Origin of the sequence: Paenibacillus sp. 8b26, from assembly GCF_050626875.1 — a bacterium.
Taxonomy (GTDB): domain Bacteria; phylum Bacillota; class Bacilli; order Paenibacillales; family Paenibacillaceae; genus Paenibacillus.
On sequence record NZ_CP192445.1, the window covers coordinates 2,521,785 to 2,537,342 of the forward strand.

General features: G+C 40.7%; 14 protein-coding genes and 1 pseudogene. 8 read left to right on the forward strand and 7 right to left on the reverse strand.

Annotated elements, in window-relative coordinates; all coding sequences use genetic code 11:
- The first annotated feature begins 103 nt into the window (after positions 1 to 103).
- Complete coding sequence (locus tag ACQ4MX_RS11435; protein WP_431090658.1) at positions 104 to 1,390, forward strand: hypothetical protein; 1,287 nt, start codon at positions 104 to 106, stop codon at positions 1,388 to 1,390.
- Between the two features lie 70 nt (positions 1,391 to 1,460).
- Here the strand turns inward: ACQ4MX_RS11435 and map are convergent, their stop codons facing one another.
- On the reverse strand, positions 1,461 to 2,243 hold the full coding sequence (gene map / locus ACQ4MX_RS11440; protein ID WP_431090659.1) for a type I methionyl aminopeptidase: 783 nt from the start codon (positions 2,241 to 2,243) through the stop codon (positions 1,461 to 1,463).
- Positions 2,244 to 2,348: 105 nt separating this feature from the next.
- Positions 2,349 to 2,537, reverse strand: coding sequence for a hypothetical protein (locus ACQ4MX_RS11445; RefSeq protein WP_007428354.1), 189 nt, complete (start codon positions 2,535 to 2,537; stop codon positions 2,349 to 2,351).
- 420 nt (positions 2,538 to 2,957) lie between these two features.
- On the opposite strand from ACQ4MX_RS11445, the gene ACQ4MX_RS11450 reads away from it, so the two are divergent.
- The 3 genes from ACQ4MX_RS11450 (at position 2,958) to ACQ4MX_RS11460 (ending at position 5,199) form a co-directional block, all read left to right on the forward strand.
- On the forward strand, positions 2,958 to 4,133 hold the full coding sequence (locus ACQ4MX_RS11450; RefSeq protein ID WP_431090660.1) for an MGDG synthase family glycosyltransferase: 1,176 nt from the start codon (positions 2,958 to 2,960) through the stop codon (positions 4,131 to 4,133).
- Positions 4,134 to 4,163: 30 nt separating this feature from the next.
- Entirely contained in the window at positions 4,164 to 4,445 is a 282-nt protein-coding gene (locus ACQ4MX_RS11455; protein WP_044649310.1) for a hypothetical protein, read from the forward strand.
- A 415-nt stretch (positions 4,446 to 4,860) separates the two neighbouring features.
- Positions 4,861 to 5,199, forward strand: coding sequence for a DUF4870 domain-containing protein (locus ACQ4MX_RS11460; RefSeq protein ID WP_431090661.1), 339 nt, complete (start codon positions 4,861 to 4,863; stop codon positions 5,197 to 5,199).
- A gap of 357 nt (positions 5,200 to 5,556) precedes the next feature.
- Here the strand turns inward: ACQ4MX_RS11460 and ACQ4MX_RS11465 are convergent, their stop codons facing one another.
- The 3 genes from ACQ4MX_RS11465 to ACQ4MX_RS11475 form a co-directional block, all read right to left on the reverse strand.
- Positions 5,557 to 6,495, reverse strand: coding sequence for a hypothetical protein (locus ACQ4MX_RS11465; protein ID WP_431090662.1), 939 nt, complete (start codon positions 6,493 to 6,495; stop codon positions 5,557 to 5,559).
- Positions 6,496 to 6,526: 31 nt separating this feature from the next.
- A complete protein-coding gene (locus ACQ4MX_RS11470; RefSeq protein ID WP_431090663.1) occupies positions 6,527 to 7,444 on the reverse strand; it encodes a hypothetical protein in 918 nt (305 codons plus the stop codon).
- 393 nt (positions 7,445 to 7,837) lie between these two features.
- Complete coding sequence (locus tag ACQ4MX_RS11475) at positions 7,838 to 9,262, reverse strand: DNA-binding protein (protein WP_431090664.1); 1,425 nt, start codon at positions 9,260 to 9,262, stop codon at positions 7,838 to 7,840.
- Between the two features lie 352 nt (positions 9,263 to 9,614).
- Between ACQ4MX_RS11475 and ACQ4MX_RS11480 the strand changes: the two genes are divergently transcribed.
- Both ACQ4MX_RS11480 and ACQ4MX_RS11485 read left to right on the forward strand, forming a co-directional pair.
- A complete protein-coding gene (locus tag ACQ4MX_RS11480) occupies positions 9,615 to 10,061 on the forward strand; it encodes a hypothetical protein (RefSeq protein WP_431090665.1) in 447 nt (148 codons plus the stop codon).
- 99 nt (positions 10,062 to 10,160) lie between these two features.
- A complete protein-coding gene (locus ACQ4MX_RS11485) occupies positions 10,161 to 10,568 on the forward strand; it encodes a hypothetical protein (RefSeq protein WP_431090666.1) in 408 nt (135 codons plus the stop codon).
- An 86-nt stretch (positions 10,569 to 10,654) separates the two neighbouring features.
- Here ACQ4MX_RS11485 and ACQ4MX_RS11490 read toward each other — a convergent pair whose 3' ends face one another.
- Entirely contained in the window at positions 10,655 to 11,584 is a 930-nt protein-coding gene (locus ACQ4MX_RS11490; protein ID WP_431090668.1) for a sigma-70 family RNA polymerase sigma factor, read from the reverse strand.
- A 19-nt stretch (positions 11,585 to 11,603) separates the two neighbouring features.
- Positions 11,604 to 12,047 (reverse strand): carboxymuconolactone decarboxylase family protein, encoded by a 444-nt coding sequence (locus tag ACQ4MX_RS11495; protein WP_431090669.1) that lies wholly within the window; start codon positions 12,045 to 12,047, stop codon positions 11,604 to 11,606.
- Positions 12,048 to 12,138: 91 nt separating this feature from the next.
- On the opposite strand from ACQ4MX_RS11495, the pseudogene ACQ4MX_RS11500 reads away from it, so the two are divergent.
- Both ACQ4MX_RS11500 and ACQ4MX_RS11505 read left to right on the forward strand, forming a co-directional pair.
- Positions 12,139 to 12,279: pseudogene (locus ACQ4MX_RS11500) on the forward strand (IS630 family transposase); the annotation flags it as partial.
- A gap of 534 nt (positions 12,280 to 12,813) precedes the next feature.
- Positions 12,814 to 15,483, forward strand: a complete 2,670-nt coding sequence (locus ACQ4MX_RS11505) for a tetratricopeptide repeat protein (protein ID WP_431090670.1) — start codon at positions 12,814 to 12,816, stop codon at positions 15,481 to 15,483.
- The last annotated feature ends 75 nt before the right edge of the window (positions 15,484 to 15,558 follow it).

The window sequence follows — 15,558 nt, forward strand, 5'->3', positions numbered from 1 at the left end:
CCGACGAGCCCATTCTTGATCTATAATAAGAATTACCATTGTTTACGGAAGCTCGATGCAACGGCAATCCCTTTACTCATCATTTATTACTGGAGGATTGGACTTGAATAAAATCATTTCATTCTACGTTCCGCTTGGCATCTCATCATTGATTGCCGCGCTGACCCATGTCATCGTCAATGCTGTGCTCGCACGCTCGGAGCATCCTTCGTTCACATTGAGTAGCTATGCGGTGGCAGTCAGCCTGTGCCTGCTGCTGGAAACCCCGTTAACTGCCGTACGACAGATGACCACGAAATTCGGATATGACCGCCAATCCGTTCGTTCCATCGGTATTTTATGTGCGTGTGTAGCGGCGGCTGTACTGGTCATCGGCTGGAGCATTGGTCTTACACCTGCTGGAAACCTGGTCTTTCAATATGTATTCGGCGTATCCCCTGCCTTGATCGAACCCACCAAGAGTGTGTTTCAGGTGCTTACTTTACTGTACATATTAGTAGCCGTCCGCAACATCTATCAGGGGCTTATTATTAACAAGCACCGGACGGCCTGGATGACGTTCAGCTCGTCTATTCGTATTGTCGCGATGCTGATTGCAGCCTGGTTTCTAATTCGTGCAGGCTGGACGAGTGACGGGCGAATTGGTGCTGCCATCTTTATTGCAGGTATCTTCATTGAACTGGTCGTTACCTTTTTGGAAGGCCGCGTTTTGAAAAAAAAGCTGCCGCCCGACAACGGCGAGCAAACCATCCACCGTGCAAGCCATCTGCTTCCTTTTTATCTCCCCTTGCTGTATTCGGCGCTGGTGCTGGTTGTTCTGAATCCGTCCATACAGGCTGCGCTGAACAATACAACCGATCCATTATTGGCCGTAGCCTCCTTCTCCGTGGCTCTGCAAATCCTGAATCTGTTCGTCTGGTTTTGCAGTTCCCTGCATCAGATCGTCATTCAATTCTACACGAGCAGGCGTCGGGAGGTACTGATATTTTTGAGCGTTCTGTCCGCCCTGTCGCCGTTATTATTGCTGCTGCTGTCCTTTGGATTTGCAGGTGACCCTATTTTGCGGAATGTGTTGGGACTGGAAGGGGAACTACTGGTGGAAACGAGAGGATTGCTTCGCATACTTTCAATCTATGTTGCATTTTATCCATGGGTAGAATATTTCATCGGACGGTCGATATTGATCGGCAATACCAAACCTATTTTCATCGGCAGGCTGTTCTCCGTTTCCTTTGCGATTCTCGCGCTCATTTTATGCATCTCCTTTTTTCCGGGGCTGGACGGACAGGTGGCAGGAATCGTTATGGCTGTTTCCTCACCCGTCGAATTAGGTATCTATCTGTGGCTTTACCGGAAAATCTCTCTGAATACGATGAACGTGTCATCCTGAATAAAAAGCCCGCCAAGAGAGCCCCTTGCCCATGCCAGGCAGATTGGACTCCCTATGGCTGTACCGATCTTTATGCGGTCAAAATGTACGGGCCGTTCTTCGTGATCGCAATCGTGTGCTCATATTGTGCGCCCCAACTACCGTCCGCCGAGGTGATGGTCCAGCCATCATCCCCCCACAATACAGCCCCCTCCGTTCCGAGGGTAAATACCGGCTCGATGGTAATCACCATCCCTTCGCGCAGCGGCAACCCCGTTCCGGCACGGCCATAGTGCAAAACATCCGGCGGCTCGTGCATCTGACGACCAATACCGTGCCCGATCAAGGGCTTCACGATGCCGTACCGCCGCCATCCTGTCGCTTTTTCCACTGCGTGCCCAATGTCCCCCAGTGTCCTGCCCGGACGGGCGACTTCGATTCCGCACACCAGTGCCTTATGCGTTTGCCGTAGCAGCCTCGCTACTGGGCGACTGACGTTACCTACTGCATAGGTCCAGCCCCGATCGGCCAGCCAGCCGTCCTTATTGACGACAATGTCGATGGTCACAATATCCCCATCATGAAGCACTCGCTCCGATGGAAAACCATGGCACACCACCTCGTTGACCGAAGCGCAGGTGGCATAAGGAAAGCCCTTATAGCCTTTTTGCTCAGGCGTGGCTCCGCGCTTGCTTAAAAACTGCTCCACCCACGCATCAATTTCCAGCGTGGTCATTCCCGGAAGGATACGGCTCTCCAGCGCACGATGGCAATCTGCCAAAATACGTCCGGCCTCCCTCATGTAGCCGATTTCCTCCGGTGTTCGTATCGCTATCTCTATTGGAATCCGCCTCCTTTGAGCATACAAATTCACTAAACCTATCCCATTGTATGCAGGGCGGACACAAAAAAACCGTCTCCTCTGTGGATAGACGGTTTATAAAAGTCGTATTTCTAGTTTTTCGGGTAATCGAACCCTTTAAGATACTGAAGAATTTATGCGACCGAGTTCGTTTTCCACCACCATGGTCAACTCTTCCTCATACCCTCCTGTAATCCGGTATTTTCGCACATATTCCTTTACAAATTTTTTGGGATCCTTAGGCCGGAAAATTCGAGTCATTTCCCGCAGACTTTCCTTAACTTCATTGTGACCTTTCGTTGCCATGTAACTCCCTCCCAAAACGTTGAAAATAAGTGCTCCGTTGAAGAGAATGCCGAAAAGTATTGATGTCCTTATGCAGTGAAGTAGTATGTCTTAATGCAGCTTAGGTCGGGAATGCCTTATGTAAGGCATGTACCTGACACTATTATTAACCGAATTTCTATTGGCTGAATCACTTCCCCATTATAACATATTCAGGTACAGCTTTCAGCTTTCCAGCAATTTTACATATATTTTACCCAAATTTTACGTTACACGTCATATGTGGATATCCCTTTTGACTGGTGCAGGGCAGTATACTCTATTTATCGGCTTTTGGAGTGTATGTGTTTGGGGTAAAATAAATAAAATACAAGGAGAATGGATGGGAATGTTCCTGAAATGAGCTACATGTGCTTATTGAATAATAGGGGGCTAGACATAATGGAAGCCGCAGCACCAAGAATTTTAATATTGTATGCCAGCTACGGAGAAGGCCATGTGCAGGCCGCCCGGGCGATTATGGACAGTTTGCGGAGACTCGGACGCTGCGAGGTTCAGTTACTCGACCTGATGGCTGAATCCCATCCCTGGTTGAACGGTTTAACCAAATTTGTCTATATGCAAAGCTTCAAAACCATTCCTGGGCTTTATGGTTGGGTCTATAACATAACACGTGGAATGCAGGCAAAATCGGCCTTTGGCAGTGTGCTGCATTCCTTCGGGATGCGCCAGCTCGCGCTCACTCTGGAAAAGGAGAAGCCTGAACTTGTCATACATACGTTCCCGCAGCTCGCTCTCCCGGCGTTACGCCGCAAATTGGGGATGAAGCTGCCCATTGTGAACGTGGTTACAGACTTTGACCTGCACGGGCGCTGGCTGCATCCCGATATCGATCGCTACTATGTGGCAACCGAGGATATACAACAGGAAGCCGCACAGCGGGGAATCCCTTCCGAACGGATTGTCGCCACAGGCATCCCGATTCATGCTTCGTTTTATAAAAGGCTTGCCGAAGATACTGATACAGAAGATGCTGATGCTGATGTTGCTGAGGATTATCCAATTCCTCCGTCAGATCCGGGAACGACAACACTGCTCATTATGGCAGGTGCCTATGGCGTGATGTCCGGCATATTGGACATTTGTCGGCAATTGAGCCGTCTCCCGCAGTTGCGGCTACTGATCGTCTGCGGACGTAATCCGCAGCTAAAAGCCGAGTTGGATGCGCTGTATGCAGATCATCCCGGTATCCGCATCTTTGGATTCATCGACTATGTTCCCGCACTCATGCGTGCAAGCGATATGGTCATTACCAAGCCCGGCGGCATCACACTCTCGGAAAGCATCGCCTCTGGATTACCCATCCTTGTGTTCAAGCCTGTACCCGGTCAGGAGCTGAATAACGCCCTGTATCTGGAACAAAAAGGAGCCGCTCGCATTGCCCGTAATACGCAAGAGCTAATTCAACTTTGCGTCGACCTGATCTCCAATCCCTCTCTCGCTCTAGGAATGAAACAGTCAATTGAGCAACTGCGCAAACCTCATCCCGCAGACCGGATTGCCGAGGATATTTTGCACCAGCTTGTGGATAAAACCCCTTCCATACGGACAAATTAACGAAGAATAAGCCAGACGGAGGGGATACCAATGGAACGCAAAGGAAAGGATTTGCTCCCGCTAACGGGTGAGAAGGTAGAAGTAGACGGTATTTATGTCGATGAGGACGGACATGAGCAGCATTTACATCGGGGACAGCATTTTCCCTCTGATGTTGTTTTAGGCGATTCCGAGTGGAAAATGACCGAATACGCCTTTGACAATCATCATGACGGACGTACCGATGAACGACTGGTCCCGAAAGAGGATGACGAGGATAAAAAGGGTAAAATTACACATCCACGCCGTCGTTTACAACGCGGAGATCGTTAACACGGGAAAGAAAGTATCTGTCGATGTTATTCAAAACAGCTATACTTTCTAATATCTGAATGAAATATCCACAGATAAGTATATCTTGTTGATATATTGTGCGCAATTTGTGCATAAAGCGTGGATATATTCTATGTTGTCTACAACTTGTGCACAAATTGTGTATAAAAACTGTTTTTTTTGTGGATAAATATTATGAATCAGTGGATAAATTGCGTACAACATGTGCAAAAACTGTGGATAACGTTGAAAAAGGCTAGCGAAACCTACTCGTTTAGCCTTTTTCGTGTTTTTATTCACATGCTCGGCTTGAACTTTTTCTACCGCAGGTTGGCATAACCTTAATTCCTGTCCTCATACCCTGTATAGTACGGAGCTTGCGCATGAAAAACTTATAAAGGGGGATTCGCCTTACATGTCAGTCTATAAGTCTTCCACAGGAATGGATGAAAATATAGCGGCTGTCCTGTGCTACCTGTTTGCCTTCATTGGTGCATTGGCCTTTGTATTGCTGGAAAAGAAAAGCCGGTTCGTTCTGTTTCACGCGCTGCAATCCATTTTTCTGTTCGTAGCCCTTATGATCGGGCATGTGCTCGCAGGACTCATTCCGCTACTCGGCCCGCTGCTCGCTTCCCTGCTGACGCTGGCAGGCATCGCCTTATGGATCGTCCTGATCATTCATGCTGGACAAGGCAAGTGGCTTAAGCTTCCTTGGATGGGTGATCTGGCCCTCCATCAAGCTCGGCAGTTGTGAGATATAGCATTTACGAACCTTCTAACGATTTATGCGTAAAAATTAAGGTGGCTTTAGAATCAACGAACAGCCGTGTCTCGGATAAAGTCTAAGGCGCGGCTATTTTATAATTTGTGTATCAAGCAATATTAACTTGATAAATTAAGTTAATATTGCTTTCATTTTTCAAACTTCACGTTTTCCTTTTATCAGGAATGAAGCTCAAGAACAAATGATACCCATATTAATAGCAGTGGGGGCACCTGATAAGCTATAAGCAATATATTTTTCTATGTTGATACATCAACGCAGAAATTAGGAGTGGGTCTCTAGTATAAGCAAGGAATTGTTGAGCGCATTTATGAAAGTTTAGTTCATCTATAACGTATTAAAGACAAGGGATAAAAATTCAAACCAAATTATAAATAGTTCATAAAGTAGTACACCAAAATCTCTAAGTAAAAAGTAAACAGCAAAAAGAATTATACAAACGATAGGAATATTAACAAATGAAATTCGCAAAAGATTCTTGATAGCATTTCCTTTGACTGGTCTGTAATTTCGAAAATGAGTGTATATTCTAAAATAACTTTTAATTTTATCAATAACCTCTTCACAAAAAATCCTTTTTAGCCATTTCAAATTTAATCCAGTAACCTTCTCTAATAGAGAACGCTTATAATCATTTAAATCACCTCTAATTAAGTACCTTTTCCAACCATATAAAAAAAGATCATTTTCTGATTCATCATTTAAATTTATTTTCTCCAAGAATGTATTGAATTCATCTATAATATTCTCTTCATCAGACAAATCATCCAAATGGATTTGATGTTTCTTGTTTGCTCTTAACTGTTTAACTTCAAAAGGATAAAGACGAATTCTCTTATTTGATTTATATACTTCTACCCAACCACGTACATACTGAATAGTAGATTGTGTTCCATTTATAATAGTGATTTCCCTAACCATCTTATTTTGTCTCATGTAATCTTTCACTTGAGTTTTCAGAGGTTCTGAAGAAGATGACTCTCTTCTTTTTAAACCTTCGAATTCATTTTTTAATCGTTGTGAGTATTTTTTATCACTTATACGAGCTAACCAATAAAACAAAAAAATAAAAATGAACATGGTAACAGAACTATATATATGGTTATAAAACACAGTAATTGTTCGACTAAATTCTTCATGAAGAATTCCATAAAAACTCGGGGAATTTTTCTTGATTAATACAATAAGTGCAATGAACAAAACAGAAAAGTAGAGCTTCTTTCGTGACTTTAATGAATCCAAAAGAACCATAAACCATTTCTCCATAAAACCTCCAGAAGAATCAATAAATTATAATTTACTTACCATATGTAGAACATAAATATTCTGTTATTGAGTAAGACACCTGAGAATTATCAAGCCCAAATATCCTAATAATATCAATTAAACCTTGCCCATTTGTCTTTAGCAAAGATAGTAAAATACCTGTTCTCACTAAAAGTTGTGCATTTATCTCACCAGAGTTTTGAAGTTCTCTTAAATTTTCAACCCTCTTGAAAATTGAGAAAGCATGATTTATGCTTCTATTATCCAATGGTCTTCCTTCAATGAGAAGTAATTCTTCATTTTTAACTGATAACTTAGATCTATACTCCAAATATCTTATTAGCTTCGTTATTGTATAAGAATTAAGAGTAATCCATTCGGATAATAGATCATTTTTCTCTCTATACAAATTTCGAATACGATAGCGATTATGAGATACTTCCAAATCATGAATTGTTAAACTTATTAACTCCTTTTGTTCTAAGCCCATTAATGCGAGTTCCCATATAACTGGACCAACGATTGAAATCTCCTTATCAAGGCGCTTAGGATTCTCAATGAAGCGGTAATACACCCTCTCTCCCCTTATAAATTCCACTTGTTTTTCTGATAAAAACTCTGTTTTAAATAGTCTTGTAGGAGTTATCTTCAACTCTAATAATCTATGATTGATATCAAGAAAAGGGACTCTATCTATTAGCTTTCTCTCATAAAGGAATTGCGAAAACGCTAACAATACTGCGCTAGATATACTGCTTGGTTTTACGTTGTAAAAGGTTCGTATGATTTCCTCTTGGAAAAAACCTTCTATATTATCACTTGCATTTCTTGAGCTTGCAATATCAATAAAATGCCTAATATATGTTAGGTAGCCCTCTTGAGTAGATACCTTCAATCGTTTCTTCATAGCTAAGAATTTCACAAATTCATTTAAAATTCGTTCATCCACTAGTTTCGCTCCATTTCATTAAAAGTAAAGTTTTATATATATTTATAAGTAAATATATATAATTATATTATATGCTCTCTTATCAATAGAAGCTGCGCGCTGCTGCTGCTTCGTTAGTGTTAAGAGAAACTACTACCATTACTCAATATTTATTTATCATACTAATTGCAACGAGTATGAAAAACTAGTCACTCTCCATAAGTTTTTCGTACTCGTTGAGTTGACTATTCAATGTTTAGAGCAAAATGCATTATCCGTTAAGCCCCAGGACCATGACCGAGGCTTCTTGTCATTCCACCCGGTCCATGTCCAAATGTTCCAATATCGGTCCATTGATAGCCAACAAAACCTTGAATATTGGTATTTGGGTTTACAGAAATATTAATCCCAAAGCTAACCACCAACGCCAAAGAAATCGCGACTATCTTGGCTATTTTCCCCAAGTTCTCTCACCTCTTTCAACATGGACTCATAAAGCATTTGCTGCTTGCTCGTAGCATAGACTCTGTGCTCTTCAAAAAGAGAAATACATCGAACAACATCTCTTTGCTTTATAATAATTGCCATTTCCATACTTTTCAAAACATTGTTTATGGCAGTATCATTACTCTTTTTATAAAAGTAATATAATGCTAATTGATAGCAGAGATCTGAGCATCTACTCAGGTTAAAGCGTTCTTCATAATACTCGCTTCTTAGATACTCACGATCTTTTAATAATTGAATTTCATCTGAAAATTCTAATAACACGTCATCTATGGAAATTTGGTGTTTATTAGCTGCATCTACAATGGTTATTAAACCCGGTAAAATCTCTTGTATGTGTTTATCCTTAAGAAAGGAAGTATATGAAGGTAGTATTTCAGCGTTTCCTAGCAACAAATGAAGAGTGTAACGGTTTGCCTCAGCCCACATGGTAAATTTAGCAACCTCTTTTTCTCCCACTTCACCTAAATTTTCAAACCAGCTTAGATCAGCGTAATTAGCAATAAGATCTAATGCTTTTTGGTACTTACCCTGATTTTCCAGAGATACAGATGGCATAAGAGAACTATAACCGTAATAAACAACTAAATGACGTTCCGTTTGTAAAGGCTCATATTTTTTTGATTTTAATCTTTTATGTAAATCCAAGCGATACAAAGTTTCCGACAAATTACAGAGTTCCTCTGAAAAAAACTCGACTTCTTTCCACATCCCTAAATTAAAGTACACATTAATCATTTGTAACAAACCATCCAATTGGTAATTCTCAGGAACACGATTCCTATAAGGCTCAAAACGAATAACCGCTTTCAAATTCGCATCGTTATCCTTCCCAAGAGCCGTCCTGAAAAGCCGATACTGACTGATCGCCAGATTTTCATCATGCTGGTGCCTCTCATTCTCCGCTACACACTCGTAGAACGGAACAGCTCCTTGTGGGTTTCCACCAGCATAAATTTCTTCTGCGATCTCAAATACAAGTGGAAGCTTGTCCAAGTCGTCCATCATGCGGGAAAGCACTTGATTGATCTCCTTCTGTTTCCCAAGCTCCGCACATCGAAGCATGAATGGTTTCACCCGACTTCGGTGTGGTTTTCCAGATATGAAACACTCGTCTACATACAAATCGTAGAAACAGCCTTCAGGCTTTCCCAAGGTCTGGTTAATTCTATCCAAGTGAGTCATACCTAGAGGCCGCATAAGATAATTATTCAGCACCATGCTAAGATGGGACTCGAAAATGCCTGATGCTTTGGAAAATCCGCGTAAAGTATGGCCTGCTTCCTGAATGCATTTTTTTATTTCTGAGCGAATATCTATACCATTTTTCACCTGCTCTCCTCCTCACACTGAGATATACAGAGCTGTCTATATCATCCTGTTTTTCACATAATAACTTGATTGTAAGCCCCCAATGAACATACTGTCAATTATACCCAAGGTTATTATTTGCAAAATATGCTGATTTTTAAAATTAAGAAAAACCGTTAATATATGATATGTATCCAAGCTAATCCAACTGCGTCAAATGAAACAATTGCCTCCATCTTCTTTCTAGATTCAATCAATAAATTGAGAATAGATAAATAAATATGAATAATTTTTACATGGATATATTTACAATAACCATATTTTAAAATAATATATTATCTGTAGATAAAGAATGAGCAAAAGGAGAGTAAAAATGAATCCAATCAAAAATAAGTTATTTAAAACTATACTAACTGTCGCAATTGGTTTCTCTACTTTAGCTCCTACATACGCTTTCGCCTCAGAAAAAGAAGAGATTCCGCAATCCAAAGTCACTAGCACTGTACCCTTGACTAATGTAATTGAAAACAACCCTCAATCTACTCAAGGAACTATAGAAACACAGGGCCTAAAGAAGGATGCCCTTGTTTTTGCACTTAGACATGGAGGTAAAGCCCTCGATGATCTTTTGGACTTTTTAGGCGTAAGCTCAAAAGAAGCCAAATATGTCCTTCAACATGCTGATAAAATTGCAGACTTTTTGGAGTCTACGACTAATCAACTTGAACAAAGGCTACTCGATTTTTTAATCTTCCAGTGTGGAATTCCTCAAGGGTTTGCCAGAGTTATAACTTACGCAATTTCTGGTTTTGTTCTGTAATCTAAGTTAAAATAATGATGTTCATTCTTTATCTACGGCTCAAATCTATTAAAGAATAGGTGATATCTCCTGAATAATACAGATGAGATGATTCAATTATTGAAATACCAAATAAAATTAATGAAAATGTTTATTGATGGGGATACATATCCCTATTTTATGTATTTACTTGATCATGATATTCATGAAGAACAATCTAGCATAATAAATGACATTCTAATTATTTTCAATCATAGAATGAAGTCAGATTTAAGAGAATATATTAATGAAAACAGCGAGATGATCAATAAATTAACGAGCAAGCTCAAACATTTTAATATCTCTGAAGAAAGTTTATTTTCAGAAAATCCACCCACTTTTAACGAATTCAAGGAATATACAGATCAAATTATGCCTGAACATGTTAATGCAAAGTACCTGCTAATCAGTCTTGAAAGACAATCCATGTTTAAAGACCTATCGGCATTCTTACTTACTGATGCAGAAGATCATTTATCCACTAATTAGCAAAAGGATCTGCCATTATTTAGCGGGCAGATCCTTTTTATTGAATTATAATAGCCACAGACACATAGCTTGTCGGCTTTTTCAGCTCATACACGAATATGCCCCAGCTTGTCGGGGTTAATCATCAAGTAAAAATCCTGAATATGCTCCTCGTCTGGTGACAGACTGAAGCATAGGACCTCTCTCACTGTGCCTTCCTTCAGAAATGCGAGCTGTACCTCACCATTGATGACGGTGCGGACCAGCTCTCTCTCCCGTAGTACGGTTAATACCCGGCGAGAGGTTAGCAGGGCAAGAACGCCCTTGCGCACGACCATAGGTCTCATCACCGTATGCACATTACCTCCGCCATCTGCCACAAATACGGGTTGCTCAGCCAGCAGCTCTAGCATAGCGCCAACATCGTAGGCGAGAAAGGCGGCTGTAAAACGTTCCAGTACCTTTATTCTGGAAGGACTCATTATATTGCTGCTTACCGGATCAGCATGGGCAGATTCCTCGGAAGCAAGAAGACGGCGGGAGCGACTGAACAGTTGACGGCAGTTACTCTCTGTCTTTCCCAGTAATTCCGCGATCTCTTTATAGTCATATTGAAAAGCTTCCCTGAGCACAAAAACAGCCCGTTCCATCGGCTTGAGCTGCTCCAGCAGAACCAGAAAAGCGTAAGATATCATATCTTTACGCTCCAACCAATCCGCTGGAAGATCTGCGCTCTCACCAAGCGGCTCCGGCAGCCACTGTCCAACATACGTCTCCCTTTGCTTACGGGCAGAGTTCAGCAGATTCAGACAGCGATTCATCGTCATTTTGGCTACATAGGCTTTGGGATTCTGTAAGTCATCCAGGGGCTTTTTCTTCAACTCGACAAAGCAGTCTTGAACTACATCCTCGGCATCCGTCACCGTCCCAAGCATTCGATAAGCAATGGCAAAAGAATATTTACGATATCTTTGATATAGCTCCTCCAGACTTAACGCTACCGATTCTTGTCCAATTCCATGTTCTTTGCCAGTCAAAGTATGGCCTCCTGTTCGATTAAAGACTGCCCGGATACATCCCTGTTGCAATAGCAATCCGGTTCCAACCATTAATGACGTTAACCGCCATAATTAAATCCACATATTCTTCCTCGGTAAAATGCTCTCTGACCCGATTATACAAATCCGTAGATACCCCTTGTTCAGAAATGCGGGCAACCGCTTCAGCTAATTCAAGCATAGCACGTTCTTTTTCCGTGAACAAAGGAACTTCCCGCCATAGGGCCAACTGCAAAATGTGATCACCATAATCCCCCAGTTTCAATAGATCCTTGGCATGCATGTCCAAACAATAAGAACACCCATTGATCTGGGATACTCTAATTTTCAGCAGCTCGTACAACACCTTGTCTGTAAAACGTCCGGAAATATATTTTTCCATCTCCATCATAGCCTTAAACGTACTTGGACTCACTGCTCTGTAATTCAATCTTAAACTCACGATACATCGCCTCCATCATTGGTTTACACTTAGAAGACAAATGAACCTGTGGATTTGTGACAGAAGTATAATTGAAAAAGACAGCTCCTACTGGAAATGGTTGAAATCCGATGTGATTAACAACGTGTTCTATCACACCGTTTCCGAAATTCGCAAGAACGTTCAACAATTTATGGACGAAATTAAGAAAATGCCTGATGTGATCATTGACCGTCTTTGTGTCCGACTTTAATGGGATGATTCTTTAGTTCAAATTATATAGTTAGACTAATTCCATATTATATGAACAATTTAAAATGAAAACATTTAATATTATCGATAAGCAGATTTCCTCTTTCAAAATACTGAGTGGTATTTTCAATTTATCCAGCTATTGATGAGGAGAACTGTATCATAAGTAGGGGCAAGTTTTTTGGGATAAGCTCTTAAGAGCCTGCGTTTACATCATGCCGAATATGAATTGGGGTAGGGACACTCTCCATGGGGAAAGCTGCGTAAAAAAGCTCCAGTGATTTTATTTGTGCTACAGTATGTATGATACCTATTTCGTTAACCTCCGTTAGAACATTGAGTTCCAACTCCTTATCTCTTTTCCAAAAAAAGTCCAAAACGTGACGTTGAGTCAAAAATTATGTCATTCCCCCTTTCCATGATATCATCGCCTATACCAGTTGAAATTCAGTGGAATCTATTGGTGAAATTTTCAATCACACGTAGTATTATGTAGAGTGAGAAGATAAATTTACTATTTTTAGGAGGGCGAATTATGAAAACCAAAGTAAATAAAATCGATATTATGAATAAACTCCTTCACGACAATTTGGTGCGAATATTAAAAAATCTGAACAAACGGATTCACATAAAACTATATGCGCTCGTTTACGATAATAAGCAAACTCTCGTTGAGACGATTCGTATTAAGAAAACAGTGACTAACGGAGAAAATTCAGCATCTGCCTCCCAAGATGCGTTGCAAACGATACTGAATGTTTATGCCGAGCTCAAGATTGACCCCGAGCATGCAGGCAATACATACGACGATATCAAAGAGTATGTAAATCAAATTTGGTACAAGCAGCACCACCAAAATGACGCAAACAATGGCGAAAAATTGACAATACCTCTCTCCGACATCGAAGGTGGAAAAATCTTAAGTATAGAAAGCCATATTAACGACAACCGTATGTTGTACGTGAATCAAATTCCTTTTCATACTGGCAAATCCACTTATTCGGTTGTATACATACTTGAAATGCGAAATATTGAACATGAGACGCGGCAGCTATTTTATACGAAGCCGGAAATTTCTTTCTTAAGAATGCTTTTGGACTATTTCTTTAGAGATTTTTTCGCTCTCACCAACAGTGCTATTAAGATAAACAACGACGACAGTATCTCACGAAAATATAACGAAGATGGGATCCAGCTCAACAGAAGAATAACAAGGCTGTTTTTCGGAAAAATACAAAACTATCTCCAAAGCCATACTAAGTTCGATGAGTTTGGAGTCGAATTTGACCATGAACCACGCAACGAATATTACGTCAATAGCTTGCTGGAGAAAATGGATGATATATCCGCTTTAACCTATGAGAATGCCAGTCCCTTTGGTTCAATCCTGTTTATGAATAAAGACGTCATAACGCAGCGATCAATCATACGTTTTACGGTTAAATTCACGAAAGAGGATCGTATTGGATTAGAAGATGCCAAGCGAATACGGAAGCTACTAGAACTCACGAATGTGGACAAGGATCTGTATCTGATCGCCGACGAAAAGGAAGTTTACGGTTTAGGCGAAGTGAATTGGAATATGCAAAAAGGTGAATTAGCGCTGAGACTCGATTTCACTGGATTATCCAAATACAATCTAGTCCTCGTACGAACAGAGGCTGAGCTTGTTAGCGGCGGCAAGCTGTTCGTTGAAGACGAGATAAAGCTTTACCGTTCGAACCTTAGCTTAATTGAAATGAAGCTCGCATCCGTCTCCTTCAAAAACCCCAGATTAGGAGAGGAAGGATACAGCTCTGAGAAATTCATGCAACTCTTGAAAAACACATTCTGGAAAAATAATACAAAAGACGATCGAATTAAGCATAAAGTGGAGAGGCTCGATCAAATTGTACGAAAAGCGCGGGAGCAGAAGCACGGCACGATGGTGGTCATAACAGAAGCGTTGACGGCCAAGCATGAGCTCCATCAACTTAGTAAACAGTCGACACTAATTGAGCCTGCAATTATCAATCCTGAATACATTAAATATTTAACCGCAATCGACGGCTCGATCTATTTCGATACGGACGGACTTTGTCACGCCATCGGGGTTATTTTGGATGGTATTGCAAAGGAAGATATTGGGGACGCCAGCCGCGGAGCACGGTATAATTCCGCGCATCGCTATCTTTATAAGCTAAAAGAAGATGACCAGAAAAAATGTGTCATCGTCATTATTTCCGAGGATGGCATGGTGGACCTAATCCCCGAATCGGAACACGAAGATATGCTGTTAGCGTTAGCGGAAGAAATCATTGATATGATTAATGAAGAAGCTCCCGATTCCAACAAACTGAAGGAGAAGGAAGATTTACTCCTGCAGTCGAAAATTGTCGACTTCGATTGGTTGTTTAATATTGCTGAAGTTTACAGTGACAATGAAAATTATGAAAGGGCTATACATTTTTTCGAATATGGTATAAAGCAAGCGAAGGAAAGCTACATTCTCCCTAGATACTATAATTTATTAGGGAATTGTTACCATAATAAAAAAAACTATGAGGATGCTACTCGAGTGTATGGATTGGCCATTGAAGCTTCGGATAATGACAAAAGCATACATGTTTATATGAGCAATACAGGCCATAGTTACTTCTTGCTAGCTTTACAGTTGAAAGATGCTAAGGAGAAATTTGAAAATGAATTAAATAAAGCAATAGAATGGTTGTCCCAAGCTATTGAATTGTCAACAACTAGTTCTTTTAAGCCTTCAGTAAGAAACTATAATTATAGAGGCAGATGCTATACACAATTAAGCGATATAGAGAAAAATTCAAACAAGAAAAATCAATTATTAAAACATGCAATTGAAGATTATAGCAAATCTATTGCAATTGATCCTAAAAATAGTATTTATTATTGGAATCGATATTGTGTTTACAATCGATTGAGTCAAGTAAAGGAATGTATTGAGGACTTAATTCAGGCCGAATATCTTGAACATAAGGATTCGTACATTGATGAATTGTCCAGTCTGCTAAAGAAGAAGCACCCCGATCTCATTACTGAATCGGTCGAATTTTATAACAATTTGTCCAGACAGAAAGAAGGGCCGCCACAATTAATTGAGTTGATTGCCAAGTATCAGGCGAAAGCCGAAATAAGCAAACAAGCCGAAGCTGCGGCAGGTAAAGCGCCTGATTTGGACGAGAGTGAGAAATAAAGAAGTGTATACAAACCTTTTTGCGGGAGAGCTCTTTGTCCCGGTATATATATTTAAGCAAATTGAGTCTTAGAG